Here is a 17,796-nt window from a genome sequence, read left to right as displayed (position 1 = left end):
CCCGCTGGGTCAGAGGGCGGAGGCGGCGGCCTCGTCGAGCCACCAGACGGTCTCCTCGCCGCGTACGCCGCGGGCGGGGGTCTCGGTGACGGAGCCGGCGCCGGCCAGCGCGCGGGCGACCGCCTCGGCCTTCCCGTCGCCGCTGGCGATGAACCACACCGCGCGGCAGCGCTCCATCGCCTCGAAGGTCAGCGTGACCCGGTCGGGCGGCGGCTTGGGGGAGTCGTGGACGGCGACGGCGATCGCGTCACGGGCGTCGAGGGCCGGGTGGCCGGGGAAGAGCGAGGCGCAGTGGCCGTCGGGGCCGATGCCGAGCATCAGCACCTCGAAGAACCCCGCCCCGTGCTCGCGCATCGCACCGGCGTACGCCGCTGCCGCGTCCTCGGCGGTCGCGACCTGGTCGCTCCCCGGGACCTCGTGGACGTTGGCGGGGTCCACGGGGACGTGGTCGAGGAGCGACTCGCGAGCCTGGCGGGCGTTGCGGTCGGGGGAGTCGGCCGGGACGAAGCGCTCGTCGCCCCACCAGAACACGACGCGCGACCAGTCGACAGCGGAGTCGGGCGCCCGGCGGGCGAGCTCGCGATGGAGCTCCTCGGCGATCGTGCCCCCGGTGAGCCCGACCTGCGGGACCTCGCCGCGCGCCTGGGCCGCCTCGAGGCGGTCGAGCAGGGCGGAGGCGACGTCGCCGACCAGGACGTCTGCGTCGTCGTGACGGCGGACCTCGGGTTCGTTCACTTCTTGCTCCTCAGCTTGACCAGCCGGGTGGCGACCTCGGCGTAGACGTCGTCCTCGTCAAGCCGTCGCAGCTCTTCCGCGAGCAGCGCCGGCACCTCGCGGCGCTTGAGCGCCACGGGCCGGTCGGGCCGGTGGGGCGAGGTGAACGTCGCCAGGCGGCCGTCGGCGCGGGAGATGCGGATCGGCCCCTCCCTGGTGTCCATCGTGACCTCGGTAATGCCGGGGCCGTCGGAGTTGCCGCGGGCGACCTCGACCTTGAGCCGGTCGCTGAGCCACGCCACCAGCAGGTCGGCGCTGGGGCTGATCCGCTCGGCGGTGACCTTGGCGCGGGTGACCTTGAGCGGGTGCTGGTCGAGGGCGGCGGCGAGGAGTGCCCGCCACGGCGTCAGCCGCGTCCAGCTCAGGTCGGTGTTGCCGGGCGAGTAGGTGCGGCACTGGTTGAGCATGGCGGTCGACTTGCCGCGGGGGACGGCTGCGGAGTCGGTGATGCGTCGCTGGGCCAGGGCACCGAGGGGGTCGGCAGCGGTGTCGGCCGGCGCGGACGTGGGCCACCAGATGGCGACGGGGGAGTCCGGGAGCAGCAGGGGAAGCACCACGGACTCCGCGTGCTTGACGACCTCGCCCTTGAGTCGGATCAGGGCGATCTCTCCGCCCCACCCGTCACCGCTGCCCACCTGGGCGTGGACCTGGGCGGCGCCGCGCGCGTCGCCGAGGATCACGCCGAGGACCCGGGACGGGTGCTCGCGCGAGGCGCGCTTGGCCGCGGCCATCGCCTCGGCCGCGTCCTCCTCGGGGGCGACGATGACCAGCGTCATCACCATCCCCATGGCCGGGCTGCCGGCGCGGGTGCGCGACCGGACGAACTCCGCGGCGATCTTGGACGAGTTGGTGTCGGTCAATTCGATCATCAGGGCCTCCTCCAGGTGCGCCCGTCGCGGGCCAGCATCTTGTCGGCGGACTCCGGCCCCCAGGTGCCCGAGTCGTACGGCTCCGGCTTGCCCTTCTTGGCCCAGAACTCGATCACGGGGTCGAGGATCTGCCACGAGAGCTCGACCTCCTCGTGCCGCGGGAACAGCGGCGGATCGCCGAGCAGGACGTCGAGGATGAGCCGTTCGTACGCCTCGGCGCTGGCCTCGGTGAAGGAGCCGCCGTAGGCGAAGTCCATGTTGACGTCGCGGATCTCCATCGCGGTGCCGGGCACCTTCGCCCCGAAGCGCATCGTCATGCCCTCGTCGGGCTGCACGCGGATGACGAGCGCGTTCTGGCTGAGGTCCTCGGTCGCGGTCTCGGCGAACGGAAGGTGCGGGGCGCGCTTGAACACGATGGCGACCTCGGTGACGCGTCGGCCGAGCCGCTTGCCGGTGCGGAGGTAGAACGGCACCCCGGCCCACCGGCGGGTCTCCACGTTGACGGTGATCGCCGCGAACGTCTCGGTCGTGGAGGTCTTCTTGATGCCCTCCTCGTCGAGGAAGCCCTGGACCTTCTCGCCTCCGGCCCACCCGGCGGCGTACTGGCCGCGGGCGGTGGTGAGGTCGAGCCGCGCCGGGAGCGTGGCCGACTTGAGCACCTTCTGCTTCTCGATGCGCAGGCTCCTGGCGTCGAAGGCGATGGGCTCCTCCATGGCGACGAGCGCCATCAGCTGCAGGAGGTGGTTCTGGATGACGTCGCGCGCCGCGCCGATGCCGTCGTAGTAGCCGGCGCGGCCCCCGATGCCGATGTCCTCGGCCATGGTGATCTGCACATGGTCGACGTAGTTGGCGTTCCAGATCGGCTCGAACATGTTGTTGGCGAACCGCATCGCCAGGATGTTCTGCACCGTCTCCTTGCCGAGGTAGTGGTCGATCCGGAAGACCGACCCGGACGGGAAGACGCCGTCGAGGGTGCGGTTGAGCTCGCGGGCGGACTCGAGGTCGTGGCCGAACGGCTTCTCCACCACCACCCGGCGCCACTGGTCGGGGCCGGGCTCGGAGAGACCGTGCTCCTTCAGCTGGCCCACCACGGTGCCGAAGAACGCCGGAGGGATCGCGAGGTAGAACGCCATGTTGCCACCGGTGCCGCGCAGCTCGTCGAGCTCCTCGACGGTGCGGCGCAGGTGGTCGAAGGCGGCGTCGTCGTCGAAGTCGCCGGAGACGAAGCGGAAGCCCTCGGACAGCTGGTTCCAGACCTCCTCGCGGAACGGCGTACGAGCGTGCTGCTTGACCGCGTCGTGGACGATCTGCGCGAAGTCCTGGTCGGCCCAGTCGCGTCGGGCGAAGCCCACGAGGCTGAAGCCGGGCGGCAGCAGGCCGCGGTTGGCGAGGTCGTAGATCGCCGGCATGACCTTCTTGCGCGACAGGTCGCCCGTCACGCCGAAGAGCACCATGCCGCACGGCCCGGCGATCCGAGGGAGCCGGCGGTCCTGCGGGTCACGCAGCGGGTTGGCGTAGCGCATCAGCCTCGGTTCTCCTGGTAGTAGCGGATCAGCGACTGCGTGGAGGGGTCCTGCTCGGCGGCCACGGACGCGTCGCCCGAGATCGCCGGGCGCAGCTCCTGGGCCAGCTGCTTGCCGAGCTCGACGCCCCACTGGTCGAAGCTGTCGATGCCCCACACGGCGCCCTGGACGAAGGTGATGTGCTCGTAGAGGGCGATCAGCTGGCCGAGCACCGACGGCGTGAGCGCCGGCGCCATGATCGACGTCGTGGGGCGGTTGCCCGGGAACGTGCGCGCCGACACCAGCTCCTCGGCGACGCCCTCCGCGCGGACCTCGTCGGCACTCCTGCCGAAGGCGAGCGCCCTCGTCTGCGCGAGGAAGTTGGCGAGCAGCAGCTCGTGGACGTCGGTCTCGCCGTCCTCGGTGCGGTCCACGAGGTCGTACGACGGTCGCGCGAAGGCGATGAAGTCGGCCGGCACGAGCCGGGTGCCCTGATGTATCAGCTGGTAGAAGGCGTGCTGGCCGTTGGTGCCGGGCTCGCCCCAGAACACCTCGCCGGTGTCGTAGCCGACGGCCGTGCCGTCCCACCGCACGCCCTTGCCGTTGGACTCCATCGTCAGCTGCTGGAGGTAGGCGGGGAAGCGGTGGAGCAGCTGTGCGTAGGGGAGCACCGCGTGGGTGTGGGCGCCGAGGAAGTTGGTGTACCAGACGTTGAGCAGCCCCATCCGGAGCGGCACGTTGGACTCCGGCGGCGCGGTCCGGAAGTGCTCGTCCATGGCGTGGAAGCCGGCGAGCAGCTCGGCGAAGCGCTCCGGCCCGACGGCGACGACGAGCGACAGGCCGATCGCCGAGTCCATCGAGTAGCGTCCGCCGACCCAGTCCCAGAACCCGAAGGCGTTCTCGGTGTCGATGCCGAAGTCGGCGACCTTGTCGAGGGCCGTGGACACGGCGACGAAGTGCCGCGCGACGGCCTCGGAGTCGTCGGCGCCGGCGGGCAGGTGCTCGAGGAGCCAGGCCCGGCAGAGGCGGGCGTTGGTAAGGGTCTCGAGGGTGCCGAAGGTCTTGCTGGAGACGATGAAGAGCGTCGTCTCCGGGTCGAGGTCCGCGAGCGTCTGGCCGGCGTCGGTGGGGTCGATGTTGCTGATGAAGCGGCACGTCAGGCCGTCCTGGCGGTAGGGCTCGAGCGCCTCGTAGGCCATGACGGGACCGAGGTCGGACCCGCCGATGCCGATGTTGACGACCGTCGCGATCCGCTTGCCCGTGACGCCCGTCCACTCGCCCGACCGCACGCGCTCGGCGAAGGCGTAGACCCGGTCGAGGACCTCGTGGACGTCGGCCACGACGTCCTGGCCGTCGACGCCCAGCGAGGCGTCGGCCGGCAGCCGCAGCGCCGTGTGGAGCACGGCGCGGTCCTCGGTGACGTTGATGTGCTCGCCCGCCAGCATGGCGTCGCGCCGGCCGGTCACGTCGACCTCGTCCGCGAGCGCCAGCAGCGCCGCCTCCACGTCACGGTCGAGGAGGTTCTTCGACAGGTCGACGTGGAGGTCGGCGGCGGCCAGCGTCTGGCGGTCGACCCACTCCGGCGTCAGCGCGGCTCGCAGGTCGGGCTCGTACGACGCCGCGAGCTCCGCGAGCCGCGCCCACGCCTCCGTCGTGGTGGGGTCGACCGCGCTGCTCATGCGCGAGCGGCCTCGAGGGACTTCCCGAGCGTCGTCTGCAGCTCGTCCCAGGCGACGACGAACTTGTCCACGCCCTCCTTGATCAGCGCCTTGATGACGTCGTCGTAGTCGATGCCGGCGTCCTCCAGTGCCAACATGTGAGCCGCGGCGTCGTCGTAGAACGGGCGGACGCGGTCGCCGCGGACCTCGCCGTGGTCGGCCACGGCGTCGAGGGTCTTCTCGGGCATCGTGTTGACGGTGTCCTCGACGACCAGGTCGACGACGTACATCGTGTCGTCGTAGTCGGGGTTCTTCACGCCGGTCGAGGCCCACAGCGGGCGCTGCTTGCGCGCACCCTTCGCCTCGAGGGCAGCCCAGCGCTCGCCGCTGAAGAACTCCTCGTACATCTGGAAGGCCAGTCGCGCGTTGGCGACGCCCGCCTTGCCGCGCAGGTCGGGGTCGGTGCCCGGGCCGTCGGTCATGGCCTCGAGCCGCTTGTCGATCTCGGTGTCGACGCGCGAGACGAAGAAGGACGCGACCGAGTGGATGTCGGCGAGGTCGTGGCCGTTGTCGGCGGCCTGCTCGAGGCCGGTCACGTAGGCCTCCATGACGTTGCGGTACTGCTCGAGGCCGAAGATCAGCGTCACGTTGACGGAGATGCCCGCGGCGATGGTCTCCGTGATGGCCGGCCAACCCTCCTTGGTGCCCGGGATCTTGATCAGGAGGTTGGGTCGGTCGACGATCCGCCAGAGCTCGGCGGCCTCCTTGACGGTCTCCTCCGTGTCGTGGGCGAAGCCGGGGGAGACCTCGATCGAGACGCGGCCGTCGACGCCGTCCGTGGCGTCGAAGACCGGGCGCATCACCTCACAGGCGTCGCGCACGTCGTCGGTGGTGATCACCTGCGTGGCCTTGTCGACGTCGGCGCCCGCGGCGGCGAGCTCGCGCACCTGCGGGTCGTAGCGCTCGCCGTCGGCGAGGGCCGCCTGGAAGATGGCGGGGTTGGAAGTGACACCCACGACGTGGCTGTTCTTCACCAGGTCCGCCAGGTTGCCGGTCTCCAGACGCTCGCGGGAGAGGTCGTCGAGCCAGATGGACACCCCGGCGTCGGCCAGGGCCTTGAGACGGTCGTTCATGTGGTGCCTCCTGAGGTTCGGTGGGTCAGTCGGTCAGGGTGCGCAGGCTGTCGCGGGCCGCGTTGGCGACCGCCTCGCCCGTGATGTCGAACTCCTCGTAGATGCGGGCGAAGTCCGCCGAGGCGCCGTAGTGGTCGATGGAGACGATGCGGCCGTGGTCGCCGACGTACTCCCGCCATCCCTGCTTGACGCCGGCCTCGACCGAGACGCGGGCCTTGACGGTGGGCGGCAGGACGCTCTCGCGGTAGGCCTCCTCCTGCTCCTCGAACCACTCGAGGCAGGGGAGGGACACCACGCGGGCGCGGATGCCGTCGGCCGCGAGGAGCTCGCGGGCGGCGACCGCCACCTGCACCTCGGAGCCGGTGCCCATGAGGATCACGTCGGGCTCGCCCTCGTCGACGTCGAGCAGCACGTAGCCGCCGCGGTGCACGTTGGAGGTGTCGCTGAAGCCCTCCTCGCCGCGCGGGAAGACGGGGACGTTCTGGCGGGTCAGCGCGATCCCGGCCGGGTGGTCGGTGCGCTGGAGCACGGCGTGCCACGCGGCAGCGGTCTCGTTGGCGTCCGCGGGGCGTACGACGTCGAGGCCGGGGATCGCGCGCAGGGCGGCGAGGTGCTCGATCGGCTGGTGCGTCGGGCCGTCCTCACCGAGGCCGATGGAGTCGTGGGTCCAGACGTAGGTGACCGGCAGGCCCATCAGCGCCGCGAGCCGCACCGACCCACGCATGTAGTCGCTGAACGTCAGGAAGGTGCCGCCGAAGACCCGCGTGCCGCCGTGGAGCGCGATGCCGTTGAGGATGCCGCCCATCCCGTGCTCGCGGATGCCGAAGTGCAGCACCCGGCCGGCGAGCGGGTCGCCGGTCCACTGGTCGGTCGAGCGGCTCTCGGGGATGAACGACGGAGCATCCTCGATGGTCGTGTTGTTGGACTCGGCGAGGTCGGCCGAGCCGCCCCACAGCTCGGGCATCACCCCGGCCACGGCGTTGATGACGGCGCCGGACGCCTTGCGGGTCGCAACGCCCTTGGGGTCGGCGTCGAAGGTCGGCAGCGCGTCGACGAGACCGGCGGGCAGGGCGCGGGTCTGCATGCGCTCGAAGGTCTGGACGGCCTCGTCGGACGCCGCACCCTTCCACGCGTCGAAGCGCTCCTGCCACGCGGCCTGCTGCTCCTTGCCGCGGGCGACGAGGGAACGGGTGCGCTCGATCACGTCGGTCGGCACCTCGAAGTGCTGCTCGGGGTCGAAGCCGAGCACCTCCTTGGTGGCGGCCACCTCCTCCTCGCCCAGGGCGGAGCCGTGCGACTTGCCGGTGCCCTGCGCGTTGGGCGCGGGCCAGGCGATGACGGTGTGCAGGACGATGAGGCTGGGCCGGTCGGTGACCTCGTCGGCGGCGCGGACGGCGGCGTAGAGCTCGGGCACGTCCTCGACGTACTCCGTGCCGCCGTTGGTCCAGTCGACGTGCTGCACGTGCCAGCCGTAGGCCTCGTAGCGCGCACCGACGTCCTCGGTGAACGCCACGTCGGTGTCGCCCTCGATCGAGATCTGGTTGGCGTCGTAGATCATCGTGAGGTTGCCGAGCTGCTGGGTGCCGGCGATCGAGGAGGCCTCGGCGCTGACGCCCTCCTCCAGGTCGCCGTCGGAGCAGATGGCGTAGACGTGGTGGGTGAAGGGGGAGTCGGCCTCGGCAGTGCCGGCGTCGAGCAGGCCGCGCTCGCGGCGGGCCGCCATGGCCATGCCGACGGCGTTGGCGACACCCTGGCCGAGCGGGCCGGTGGTCGTCTCGACTCCGGCCGTGTGGCCGTACTCGGGGTGTCCGGGCGTCTTGCTGCCCCACGTGCGCAGGGACCGCAGGTCCTCGATCTCGAGGCCCCAGCCGCCGAGGAAGAGCTGGGTGTAGAGGGTGATCGAGCTGTGTCCGCACGACAGCACGAAGCGGTCGCGACCGGTCCAGTGCGGGTCGGCGGGGTTGTGCCGCATCACCTTCTGGAACAGCAGGTACGCCGCCGGCGCGAGGCTCATGGCCGTGCCGGGGTGGCCGTTGCCGACCTTCTGGACCGCGTCCATCGCCAGGACCCGGGCCGTGTCGACGGCCCGGCGGTCGATGTCGTCCCACTCGAGGGTGGCGGGCAGGGCGGACTTCTTGGTCAACGCAGTTCCTCTCGTGGAGTGCAACCGGGTGCAGTCAGGATCACAGCCCAGCAGGGGTGGCCTCGACTGCGACCCTATCGTCGTGGCCGAGTAGACTCGACCGTGCCCGAGGGTCGTCCCGGACGCCGGAACAGCTGGCCGTTCATCCTTCGGTTCCCCTGCGCTCCGCGTCCCATCCGCCCACGTCCTCCCGAGGTTCTCCACCGTGTCCCACGCCGGCCCGAACGCTGCTGCGTCCGCCCGGCCGTCGACCGGTGACCCGGGTTCCCCGGCGGAGGCCCCGAAGACGTGGCGCGACGTGGTCGCCGCCTACGTCGGGCTGACCAAGCCGCGCGTGATCGAGCTGCTGCTGCTGACGACCGTCCCGGTGATGTTCTACGCCGCGCGCGGCGTGCCGGACCTCGACCTGGTCGTGTGGACCGTCCTGGGTGGCACGTTCTCCGCCGGTTCGGCCTCGGTCTTCAACTGCGTCTACGACCGCGACATCGACGAGCAGATGCGTCGGACCCGCCGGCGGGCGCTGCCGCGCCACATCGTGTCGCCACGGGCAGCGCTGGTCTTCGGGTTCGTGCTCGGCATCCTGTCGACGGTCGTGCTCTACCTCGGCGTGAACGGTCTGTCCGCGCTCCTGTCGGTCACCGCCATCGCCTTCTACGTCTTCGTCTACACGATGCTGCTGAAGCGGCGCACGACCCAGAACATCGTCTGGGGTGGCATCGCGGGGTGCTTCCCGGCGCTGATCGGCTGGACGGCCGTGACCGGCTCGCTGGCCTGGACGCCGGTCGTGCTGTTCCTCGTCGTCTTCTTCTGGACGCCGCCGCACACGTGGGCGCTGGCGCTGCGCTACCGCGAGGACTACGCGAACGTCGACGTGCCGATGCTGCCGGTCGTCAAGCCCGCCAGCGAGGTCGGCCGCCAGGTCGTGGTCTACAGCTGGGTGATGGTCGCCACCTCGCTCCTCCTGTGGCCGGTCGCCGGGACGAGCCTGGTCTACCCGGTCGCGGCCGCCGCCCTGGGCGCGGTCTTCCTGGTCGAGGCCCACCGGATGTGGAAGCGCGCGAAGGGCTCCGAGGCCCTGTCGGAGATCAACCCGATGCGGCTGTTCCACGCGTCCAACCTCTACCTGTCACTGCTCTTCGTCGCCGTAGCACTCGATCCCCTGCTGGTCCGGTAGCGCATCTCGCAGGTCTTGTCAGGAGAATCCGACAAGTCTGGAGATCATCTTGAGACAACGTGCCGTGTCCACGGACGCAATCCCACGTTGAATGCTCCGCAGGGGGAGGCAGCGGGCCACCCCCGCGGGAGCAGGGGGTAGTTCTGCATGTCTTCATCACGTGAGCGACGACACCGGACCGCGGCCGCGGCACGGGTGGGGGTTCGTCGCCGTCCGATCCATCGCGGTGTCTCGAGGGCCGTCACCCTCGTGCTGGCCGTATGCTTCGCCGTCGTCGGCGTGGCCGGGGCCGCCAGCGCCCACCACAACACGATCACGGGCGACGTGGTCTGCAAGACGGGCGGCGGCTGGGCGGTCAGCTGGCGGGTCGAGAACAGCGAGGCGCGCACCGAGTGGATCACCGCGTCCAACCGACCCGGCGTCGTCCCGGTCAACACGCAGCTGACGGCCAACCAGACGCGCACCTTCTCCGAGACCGTCACCACCAAGCCGACCTCGCAGCTGACGCTGACGCTGTCGGCGAAGTGGAGCAACGGCGCCACCAACACCAGCTCCGGCTACATCCCGGTGTCGAAGTTCCAGGACGCCTGCAACGTCACCACCGTCCAGCCGCCGAGCATCCCGGTCGTCGACGACTGCGGCCCGGGCAACGCCCACTACGGCACGGTCCCGTCCGGTCCCTGGACGTCGGTCACGAACCCCGACGGCAGCGTCACGGTGAAGGCCAACCCAGGCACCCAGTTCCCGGGCGGCAAGACCAGCATCACCTACCCGACCCCGACCGACAGCAACGAGCCGTGCCCGACGCCGCCAGTCGTCCCGCCCACGCCTCCGGTGCAGCCCCCGGTCGTGACCCCGCCGGTCGTCGCTCCGCCGGAGGTGCTGCCCGCCGAGGCACGCGCCGTGTCGGCCCGGGCCCGCAAGATCGACAAGTGCGGCACCCGCGGCGACGTCTACAAGGTGGTCAAGCGGACGGGCGTCGTCTACACGTCGAAGGGCACGGTCCTCCGACAGGGCGTGTGGCTCAAGGCGGGCGCGAAGCGCGTCGTCGTCCGTGCCCACGCGGCCGACGCGTCCTACCGGCTCCAGGGGAAGCAGCAGTGGCGGATGACCTTCCGCACCCGCCCGTGCGCCAAGGCCCCGGAGGTCGCACCCAGCACCGGACAGCGATGACCCGCTCCCGGGCTGCCGGGATCGTCGCCGCGGTGGTGCTCGGCGCCACCGTGGTGGCCGGTCAGGGCGCGGCACACGCCGCCCCTGACCGGCTGACGATCGCGCGCACCGGCACGGACGCCAGGATCATCAGGGTCCCGGCGCGCAACGACACCCTGGCGGTCGGCAACCAGCTCCGCGGGGCCGTCTACACCTGGTCGAAGGGCGACCCGCCCTGCGACCCCACCGGCAGCACCGTCTACGCCGGTCACGCCTGGCGGGCCGGCAACGGCGTCGCCGACCGGTGGGGATCGCTGCGCCGTGGCGACGTCATCAAGGTCGCCGGATGCCGGTTCGAGGTCACCCGTCGTGAGTACTGGCCGGCGTCACGGCGGATGGGCTCGCTCTACTCGGTCGCCGGGCCCGCGCGGATCGTGCTCGTCGGCTGCAAGGCCGACGACTACTCGCGGCGCACGGTGGTCTTCGCGCGCAAGATCGGCCGGTCCTGACCGGACGCCCACGCGCCGGGGCTACGACGGACCGATGCGGGTCGCGGCGTGGGTCTGGGTCACGCCGTCGGCGCGGGCCTCGTCGGAGCCGCGGTGGGGCAGCACCGCGAGCGCGATGCGGGCCAGCCCGGCGGCGAGGAGGCCAGCGCCGAGCATGTGCAGGGCGACCAGCCCGACCGGCAGGTCCAGCCAGTACTGCACCCAGCCGAGGACGCCCTGCAGCACCTCGATGAGCAGCACCAGGGCGGTCACGCGCGCCAGCCACCGGTGCCCCCCGCGCAGGGCCGCGACCAGCAGGGCGACGGTCAGCGCGACGAGGACGTAGACCGCCGTCGCGTGGACCTGCGAGACCGTCGCCGGGTCGAGGCCGTTGCGGGGTGAGTCGGTGTCGCCCGCGTGGGGGCCGGCGCCGGTCACGATGGTGCCGAGGTAGAGGACGACCCAGCCGGACGCGAACGTCGCCCAGGCGAGGGCTCGCGGGAGCAGCGGGGCGAGGTCGCGCGTGGGGCTGCGCAGCTCGTCGACGAGCGCGACGCAGACCGTGATGATCGCCATCGACAGCATGAAGTGGCCGGAGACGACCCACGGGTTGAGGTCGGTCAGCACGGTGATCCCGCCGAGCACCGCCTGCAGCGGGATGCCCAGGCCGATCACGAACGCCAGCCACGTCGCGCGGCGGTGGCGCGCCCCGAGGGCGGCGAGGAAGCACAGCACCGCGACGGCGGCCAGGACGAAGGTCAGCAGGCGGTTGCCGAACTCGATGGCACCGTGCAGGCCAAGCTCGCCGTGGGCGACGTACGACGCGTCGGTGCAGCGCGGCCACGTCGGACAGCCGAGCCCGGAGCCGGTGAGCCGCACGGCCGCGCCGGTGACGACGATGCCGATGTTGGCGAGCAGGTTGGCCACGGCGAGCGGCCAGAGGAACCGCGCGAGGCGGTCGAGCAGGGTGCGTCCCATCATTCCCACCTGAAGGTCTTGGCCGTGAGCAGGGCGCCGACCAGCGCCCACGCGGCGAGCACGAGCAGGGATCGGCCGTCGATCTCGGCGTGCACGAGCGCGGAGCGCATCGCCTCGCCGAGGGCTCCGGACGGCAGCCACTGGAGGAGCCCGCCGGCGGCGCCGTACGTGCTGGTCGGCAGGACCACGCCACCGCCGGCCATGAGGAGCAGGTAGACGAGGTTGGCGAGCGCGAGGGTCGCCTCGGCGCGCAGGGCGCCGGCGACGAGGAGCCCGAGGGACGCGAAGGCGGCGGTGCCGAGGGCCACCGTGAGCACCAGACCGAGCACCGTCCGCGGCGGATCGGCCAGCGAGGGCTCCCAGCCGAGGGCAAGCGCGACCACGACGAGCACGACGAGCTGCAGGACGACGACGTTGAGCAGTGCCAGCACCTTGCCGAGGAGCAGGCCGTGGCGGGGGAGCGGCGAGGAGCCGAGGAGCTTGATCACGCCGTAGCGGCGCTCGAATCCGGTGGCGATGGCCACCGAGGTGAACGAGGTCGACATCACGGCCAGGGCCAGGACGCCCGGCGTGAGGAGGTCGACCGGCGCGTGCCCCTCGAAGGTGCTGCCGAGGCGACCCGCCGCGGCGACGCCACCCACCAGCACGATCACCGGGATCACGATGGCGAGCAGCAGCTGCTCGCCGTTGCGCAGCATCAGCCGCGCCTCCATCCGGGCCTGCGCCACCACCATGCGCCGGAGGCCGGCGCCGCCGGGGGCGGGTGCGAAGGTGCCGGTCCCGCGGCTGTCCACGGTGCTCATGAGGGGGTCCCCGCGGCGTTGTTCGGAGGAGCGGAGCGGGGGAGAAGAACGTCGTGGGGTGTCTCCAGCTCCCGTCCGGTGAGCTCGAGGAAGACGTCCTCGAGGGTGCGCTGGCCCAGCGTGAGCGTCTGCGGCAGGACGGCGTGCTCCTCGCACCAGCGCGAGACGCGGCCGAGCGTGGTGGCGTCGGCCGGGCCGTGGATGAGCATGCTGACCTCGTCGAGCTGGCGCACCTCGGTGAGCGGGCCCAGCTCGGCGCGCAGCGACTCGGGCGCGCCGTCGGGGAAGGGCCGGTTGACGACCAGGCGGATGGTCGCCGAACGACCGCCCCGGGTGAGCTCGGCCGGGGTGCCGGAGGCGATCAGCGTGCCGCGGTCGATGATGTGGATGCGGTCGGCGAGGTGCTCGGCCTCGTCCATGTGGTGGGTCGTCAGGACGACCGTGACGCCGTCGGCGCGCACCTCCTCGAGCATCTCCCACGTCGTGCGCCGAGCCTGGGGGTCCATGCCGGCGGTCGGCTCGTCGACGAACACGAGCTCGGGGCGGCCCACGAGCGCGATCGCGAGACCGAGGCGCTGCTTCTGCCCACCGGAGAGCCGGCGGTAGGGCGTCCGACCGCACTCGGCCAGGCCCAGGCGGGCGACGAGCATGGCCGTGTCGAGCGGGTGCGCGTGGAGGGAGGCCATGTGCTCGAGCATCTCGACCGCGCGTACGCCGCTCCAGGCGCCGCCGCTCTGCAGCATGACGCCGATCCGCGGCAGCAGCCGCGCGCGGTCGCGCTGCGGGTCGAGGCCGAGCACGCGGACGGTGCCCCGCTGCGGCACCCGGTAGCCCTCGCAGGTCTCGAGCGTCGTGGTCTTCCCGGCGCCGTTGGGACCCAGCACGGCGGTGATGGAGCCGCGCGCCACCTCCAGCGACAACCCGTCGACGGCCACCTTGTCGCCGTACGCCATCACCAGGCCGTCGATCTCGACGGCGGGGGAGGCGGCTGGCACGCCTCGATTCTAGGTGCGCCTTGTCGGGAGGCCGCTGTCGGTCCCCGCGACTAGCGTGGTCGCCATGACGCGATCCCCAGCGATCGAGGCCGAGGGCCTCGTCAAGCACTTCGGTGACACGGTGGCCGTCGACGGGGTGTCCTTCGTCGTGCCCGAGGGCACGGTGCTCGGCCTGCTCGGGCCCAACGGCGCCGGCAAGACGACCACCGTCCGGATGATGACCACGCTCACCCGTCCGACGGCCGGCACGGGTCGCGTCGCCGGCCACGACATCCTGACCGACGCCGCCGCGGTGCGTCGCAGCATGGGGCTGACCGGTCAGGCGGCCACCGTCGACGAGCTCCTGACCGGCCGGGAGAACCTGCGCCTCATCGGCAGCCTCTACGGCCTCGACCCGGCCTACATCCGGCGCGCGAGCGACGAGCTGCTCGAGCGCTTCTCGCTCTCCGACGCGGGCGACCGCACGGCCAAGACCTACTCCGGCGGCATGCGGCGCCGGCTCGACCTCGCGGTCAGCCTCATCGCGACGCCACCCGTGCTGTTCCTCGACGAGCCGACCACGGGCCTCGACCCGCGCTCACGGGTGGAGCTGTGGGAGGTGCTGCGCGAGCTCGTCGCCGACGGCACCACCCTGCTGCTGACCACGCAATACCTCGAGGAGGCCGACCAGCTCTCCGACAACATCGTGGTGATCGACCGCGGCACGGTCATCGCCGAGGGCACCCCGCTGCAGCTGAAGGACCAGTCGGGTGCCGCAGCCCTCGTCGTGACGGTCTCGCACGCCGGCGACCTGCAGACGGCCGAGGCGCTGCTGCGTCCCCACGCGCGGGAGGTGCACGTCGACGTGGGTGCCCGCCAGCTCACGGCGCCGTCGGAGGGCCTGGCCCACATGACGCGCGTCGCCGGGATCTTCGACGAGAGCGGCATCGTGCTCGACGACATCGGGCTCAAGCGCCCGAGCCTCGACGACGTGTTCCTCCACCTCACCGGGCACCGTGCCGCGCACGAGCCCGACGAAGGCGTGGGCGACGGGGGCGACCACACCGACCAGCTCGACCAGACCGCAGGAGGCAGGGCCCGATGACCACCACCCTCGAGCGACCGGAAATCCGCACCACCGGGCTGCCGGCCCAGTCGTGGGCCATCGCCCGCCGCAACTTCCTCCACATCAGGCGCATGCCCGAGATGCTGATGGACGTCACGATCCAGCCGGTCATGTTCGTGCTGCTGTTCGCGTTCGTCTTCGGCTCGTCGATCGACGTGGCGACGCCCGCCGGATACCGCGCGTTCCTGCTCCCCGGGATCATGGCGCAGACCGTCGCCTTCGCCTCGTTCATCGTCGCCGTCGGGCTCACCGCCGACCTCGACAAGGGCATCGTCGACCGGATGCGGTCGCTGCCGATCAACCCGGCCGCCGTGCTGGTGGGCCGCAGCATCTCGAGCCTGGCCCACGCCTCGATCGGCCTGGTCGTGATGTCGTTGACCGGGCTCGTCATCGGGTGGCGCATCCACACCGACGTCCTCCAGGCGGCCTTCGGCTACCTCCTGCTCCTCGGCTGGGGGTTCGCGATGATCTGGGTCGGCATCTGGGTCGGCTCGGCGATGCGCTCCGTCGAGGCGGTCAACGGCGTCATGTTCGCCACGATGTTCCCCATCACCTTCCTGGCCAACACGTTCGCGCCGACCGACCAGATGCCGACCGTCCTGCGGTTCATCGCCGAGTGGAACCCGATCTCGTCGCTGACCCAGGCCGTGCGCGTGCTCTGGGGCAACGACCAGCCGCTCGCGGAGGGGGCCGCGTTCCCGATGCACCACCCGATCCCGTTCACGATCGGCTGGATCATCCTCATCACGGCCGTCGTGGCGCCGCTGGCCATCCGCACCTTCCGGTCCCGCACCTCCGACTGACGCGAGCCGGCGGTGGGTCCGCGGTGGGCCAGGTCACTTAGGTGACCCTTGCTTGAACGCCGGGAAGCAATAACGACACACTGGCGTTGTGGAATTCGTGAGGACGTCGACGGCACAGCGCGAGGGCGATGCGCCCACGCGTGACCGCGTGGCCCGCACGATCCTGGAGAACGGCCCCTCGACCGCCGCCGACCTCGCCCTCCGGCTCGACCTCACACCCGCCGCCGTACGCCGCCACCTCGACCACCTCGCCGACGAGGGGGTCGTGGAGTCGCGCGACCAGAAGGTCTACGGCACCCGCGGACGCGGTCGTCCCGCGAAGGTCTTCGCGCTCACCGAGGCGGGGCGCGACAGCTTCGACCAGCAGTACGACGACCTCGCCGTGCAGGCCATGCGGTTCCTGGCCGAGACGCAGGGCGAGGACGCCGTGGTCGAGTTCGCGCGGCGCCGGGTGGCGTTCGTCGAGCGCGACTACGCCGCGATCATGGCGGCCGACCCCGACCTGACGCCCGCCGAGGCGCTCGCGCGGGTGTTCACCCAGAACGGCTACGCCGCATCGGTGCGAGAGCTCCCGGTCGTGGGGGAGCAGCTGTGCCAGCAGCACTGCCCGGTCTCCCACGTCGCCCACGAGTTCCCGCAGCTCTGCGAGGCCGAGACCGAGGCGATCGCCTCCGTGCTCGGCACCCACGTCCAGCGGTTGGCGACCATCGCCCACGGTGACGGCGTGTGCACCACGTGCATCCCCCAGACCCTCAAGACGGACCGGAAGACGGACCCGACAAAGGAGCAGGCATGACCTCGATCGAAGAACTCAACCCCGAGCTCAAGGGCATCGGCAAGTACGAGTTCGGCTGGGCCGACCGCGACGACGCCGGCGCCGCCGCGACCCGTGGTCTCAACGAGGACGTCGTGCGCGACATCTCCTCCAAGAAGTCGGAGCCGCAGTGGATGCTCGACCTGCGCCTCAAGGGCCTCAAGCTGTTCCACCGCAAGCCGATGCCGACCTGGGGCTCCGACCTCGGCGCGATCGACTTCGACAACATCAAGTACTTCGTGCGCTCCTCGGAGAAGCAGGCCACGTCGTGGGAGGACCTGCCCGAGGACATCAAGAACACCTACGACAAGCTCGGCATCCCGGAGGCGGAGAAGCAGCGCCTGGTCGCCGGTGTCGCCGCCCAGTACGAGTCCGAGGTCGTCTACCACTCGATCCGCGAGGACCTCGAGGAGAAGGGCGTCATCTTCGTCGACACCGACACCGCGCTGAAGGAGCACGAGGAGCTCTTCAAGGAGTACTTCGGCACCGTCATCCCGGTCGGTGACAACAAGTTCGCCGCGCTCAACACCTCGGTGTGGTCGGGCGGCTCGTTCATCTACGTGCCGAAGGGCGTCCACGTCGACATCCCGCTGCAGGCCTACTTCCGGATCAACACCGAGAACATGGGCCAGTTCGAGCGGACGCTGATCATCGCCGACGAGGACTCCTACGTGCACTACGTGGAGGGCTGCACCGCGCCGATCTACTCCTCCGACTCCCTGCACTCCGCGGTCGTCGAGATCGTCGTCAAGAAGGGCGCCCGCGTCCGCTACACGACCATCCAGAACTGGTCGAACAACGTCTACAACCTCGTCACCAAGCGCGCGACCTGCGAGGCCGGCGCGACGATGGAGTGGGTCGACGGCAACATCGGCTCGAAGGTCACGATGAAGTACCCCGCCGTCTACCTCATGGGCGAGCACGCCAAGGGCGAGACGCTCTCGATCGCGTTCGCCGGCGAGGGCCAGCACCAGGACGCCGGCGCCAAGATGGTGCACGCCGCGCCGCACACCTCGTCGTCCATCCTGAGCAAGTCGGTGGCGCGCGGCGGCGGTCGTACGTCGTACCGCGGGCTGATCCAGGTCAACGAGGGCGCCCACGGCTCGAAGTCCAACGTGCTGTGCGACGCGCTCCTGGTCGACCAGATCAGCCGCAGCGACACCTACCCCTACGTCGACATCCGCGAGGACGACGTGTCGATGGGCCACGAGGCGAGCGTCTCCAAGGTCTCCGACGACCAGCTCTTCTACCTCATGTCGCGCGGCATGGAGGAGGACGAGGCGATGGCGATGATCGTGCGTGGCTTCGTCGAGCCGATCGCCAAGGAGCTGCCGATGGAGTACGCCCTCGAGCTCAACCGCCTGATCGAGCTGCAGATGGAAGGGGCCGTGGGCTGACGCCCGCT

At 71.2% G+C, this 17,796-nt stretch carries 16 protein-coding genes; 7 read left to right on the top strand and 9 right to left on the bottom strand.

Annotated features, from left to right (window positions below; all coding sequences use genetic code 11):
• Positions 1-9: 9 nt before the first annotated feature.
• The 6 genes from pgl to tkt are packed head-to-tail and all read right to left on the bottom strand — an operon-like array spanning position 10 to position 8,061.
• Positions 10-735, bottom strand: a complete 726-nt coding sequence (pgl, locus tag AC3A3L_RS17210) for a 6-phosphogluconolactonase (RefSeq protein WP_487641265.1) — start codon at positions 733-735, stop codon at positions 10-12.
• A complete protein-coding gene (locus tag AC3A3L_RS17205) occupies positions 732-1,643 on the bottom strand; it encodes a glucose-6-phosphate dehydrogenase assembly protein OpcA (RefSeq protein ID WP_487641264.1) in 912 nt (303 codons plus the stop codon). The genes pgl and AC3A3L_RS17205 overlap by 4 nt, the downstream gene beginning before the upstream one ends.
• The gene (gene zwf, locus AC3A3L_RS17200; RefSeq protein WP_487641263.1) at positions 1,643-3,166 is read right to left on the bottom strand and encodes a glucose-6-phosphate dehydrogenase; all 1,524 of its coding nucleotides are present in this window, start codon (positions 3,164-3,166) and stop codon (positions 1,643-1,645) included. Before zwf ends, AC3A3L_RS17205 begins: the two co-directional genes overlap by 1 nt.
• Positions 3,166-4,824 (bottom strand): glucose-6-phosphate isomerase, encoded by a 1,659-nt coding sequence (pgi, locus tag AC3A3L_RS17195; protein ID WP_487641262.1) that lies wholly within the window; start codon positions 4,822-4,824, stop codon positions 3,166-3,168. Before pgi ends, zwf begins: the two co-directional genes overlap by 1 nt.
• Complete coding sequence (tal, locus tag AC3A3L_RS17190; protein ID WP_487641261.1) at positions 4,821-5,936, bottom strand: transaldolase; 1,116 nt, start codon at positions 5,934-5,936, stop codon at positions 4,821-4,823. The genes pgi and tal overlap by 4 nt, the downstream gene beginning before the upstream one ends.
• A gap of 25 nt (positions 5,937-5,961) precedes the next feature.
• Positions 5,962-8,061, bottom strand: coding sequence for a transketolase (gene tkt, locus AC3A3L_RS17185; protein ID WP_487641689.1), 2,100 nt, complete (start codon positions 8,059-8,061; stop codon positions 5,962-5,964).
• 223 nt (positions 8,062-8,284) lie between these two features.
• On the opposite strand from tkt, the gene AC3A3L_RS17180 reads away from it, so the two are divergent.
• The 3 genes from AC3A3L_RS17180 to AC3A3L_RS17170 all read left to right on the top strand — a co-directional run bounded on the left by AC3A3L_RS17180 (position 8,285) and on the right by AC3A3L_RS17170 (position 10,914).
• Complete coding sequence (locus AC3A3L_RS17180) at positions 8,285-9,253, top strand: heme o synthase (protein ID WP_487641260.1); 969 nt, start codon at positions 8,285-8,287, stop codon at positions 9,251-9,253.
• 249 nt (positions 9,254-9,502) lie between these two features.
• A complete protein-coding gene (locus tag AC3A3L_RS17175) occupies positions 9,503-10,426 on the top strand; it encodes a hypothetical protein (RefSeq protein ID WP_487641259.1) in 924 nt (307 codons plus the stop codon).
• The gene (locus AC3A3L_RS17170) at positions 10,423-10,914 is read left to right on the top strand and encodes a class F sortase (RefSeq protein ID WP_487641258.1); all 492 of its coding nucleotides are present in this window, start codon (positions 10,423-10,425) and stop codon (positions 10,912-10,914) included. Before AC3A3L_RS17175 ends, AC3A3L_RS17170 begins: the two co-directional genes overlap by 4 nt.
• A 21-nt stretch (positions 10,915-10,935) precedes the next feature.
• On the opposite strand, the gene AC3A3L_RS17165 is transcribed toward AC3A3L_RS17170, so the two are convergent.
• From AC3A3L_RS17165 to AC3A3L_RS17155, 3 genes are read right to left on the bottom strand one after another with little or no spacing between them, the layout of a single operon-like run.
• Entirely contained in the window at positions 10,936-11,871 is a 936-nt protein-coding gene (locus AC3A3L_RS17165) for a COX15/CtaA family protein (protein ID WP_487641257.1), read from the bottom strand.
• Entirely contained in the window at positions 11,871-12,674 is an 804-nt protein-coding gene (locus AC3A3L_RS17160; protein WP_487641256.1) for an ABC transporter permease, read from the bottom strand. Before AC3A3L_RS17160 ends, AC3A3L_RS17165 begins: the two co-directional genes overlap by 1 nt.
• A complete protein-coding gene (locus AC3A3L_RS17155; protein ID WP_487641255.1) occupies positions 12,671-13,669 on the bottom strand; it encodes an ABC transporter ATP-binding protein in 999 nt (332 codons plus the stop codon). The genes AC3A3L_RS17160 and AC3A3L_RS17155 overlap by 4 nt, the downstream gene beginning before the upstream one ends.
• Positions 13,670-13,733: 64 nt before the next feature.
• Between AC3A3L_RS17155 and AC3A3L_RS17150 the strand changes: the two genes are divergently transcribed.
• From AC3A3L_RS17150 to sufB, 4 genes are all read left to right on the top strand, one after another.
• On the top strand, positions 13,734-14,753 hold the full coding sequence (locus tag AC3A3L_RS17150) for an ATP-binding cassette domain-containing protein (RefSeq protein ID WP_487641254.1): 1,020 nt from the start codon (positions 13,734-13,736) through the stop codon (positions 14,751-14,753).
• Positions 14,750-15,577, top strand: coding sequence for an ABC transporter permease (locus AC3A3L_RS17145; RefSeq protein WP_487641253.1), 828 nt, complete (start codon positions 14,750-14,752; stop codon positions 15,575-15,577). Before AC3A3L_RS17150 ends, AC3A3L_RS17145 begins: the two co-directional genes overlap by 4 nt.
• An 88-nt stretch (positions 15,578-15,665) precedes the next feature.
• On the top strand, positions 15,666-16,373 hold the full coding sequence (locus AC3A3L_RS17140) for a helix-turn-helix transcriptional regulator (protein WP_487641252.1): 708 nt from the start codon (positions 15,666-15,668) through the stop codon (positions 16,371-16,373).
• Positions 16,370-17,788 carry a Fe-S cluster assembly protein SufB gene (gene sufB / locus AC3A3L_RS17135; RefSeq protein WP_487641251.1) on the top strand — a complete coding sequence of 473 codons (1,419 nt, stop codon included), beginning with the start codon at positions 16,370-16,372 and terminating at the stop codon, positions 17,786-17,788. Before AC3A3L_RS17140 ends, sufB begins: the two co-directional genes overlap by 4 nt.
• Positions 17,789-17,796 lie beyond the last annotated feature (8 nt).

It is taken from the genome of Nocardioides sp. Soil_C_8, from assembly GCF_057656315.1.
Note: the sequence above shows the minus strand (reverse complement) of the source record. Positions and strands in the feature narration are given on the sequence as shown.

Coding starts and splice junctions, on each gene's coding strand:
- sufB (WP_487641251.1), top strand. CDS start 16,370: ATGACCTCGATCGAAGAACTCAACCCCGAGCTCAAGGGCATCGGCAAG.
- zwf (WP_487641263.1), bottom strand. CDS start 3,166: ATGCGCTACGCCAACCCGCTGCGTGACCCGCAGGACCGCCGGCTCCCT.
- AC3A3L_RS17160 (WP_487641256.1), bottom strand. CDS start 12,674: ATGAGCACCGTGGACAGCCGCGGGACCGGCACCTTCGCACCCGCCCCC.
- AC3A3L_RS17170 (WP_487641258.1), top strand. CDS start 10,423: ATGACCCGCTCCCGGGCTGCCGGGATCGTCGCCGCGGTGGTGCTCGGC.
- tal (WP_487641261.1), bottom strand. CDS start 5,936: ATGAACGACCGTCTCAAGGCCCTGGCCGACGCCGGGGTGTCCATCTGG.
- AC3A3L_RS17165 (WP_487641257.1), bottom strand. CDS start 11,871: ATGGGACGCACCCTGCTCGACCGCCTCGCGCGGTTCCTCTGGCCGCTC.
- AC3A3L_RS17205 (WP_487641264.1), bottom strand. CDS start 1,643: ATGATCGAATTGACCGACACCAACTCGTCCAAGATCGCCGCGGAGTTC.
- AC3A3L_RS17150 (WP_487641254.1), top strand. CDS start 13,734: ATGACGCGATCCCCAGCGATCGAGGCCGAGGGCCTCGTCAAGCACTTC.
- pgi (WP_487641262.1), bottom strand. CDS start 4,824: ATGAGCAGCGCGGTCGACCCCACCACGACGGAGGCGTGGGCGCGGCTC.
- AC3A3L_RS17145 (WP_487641253.1), top strand. CDS start 14,750: ATGACCACCACCCTCGAGCGACCGGAAATCCGCACCACCGGGCTGCCG.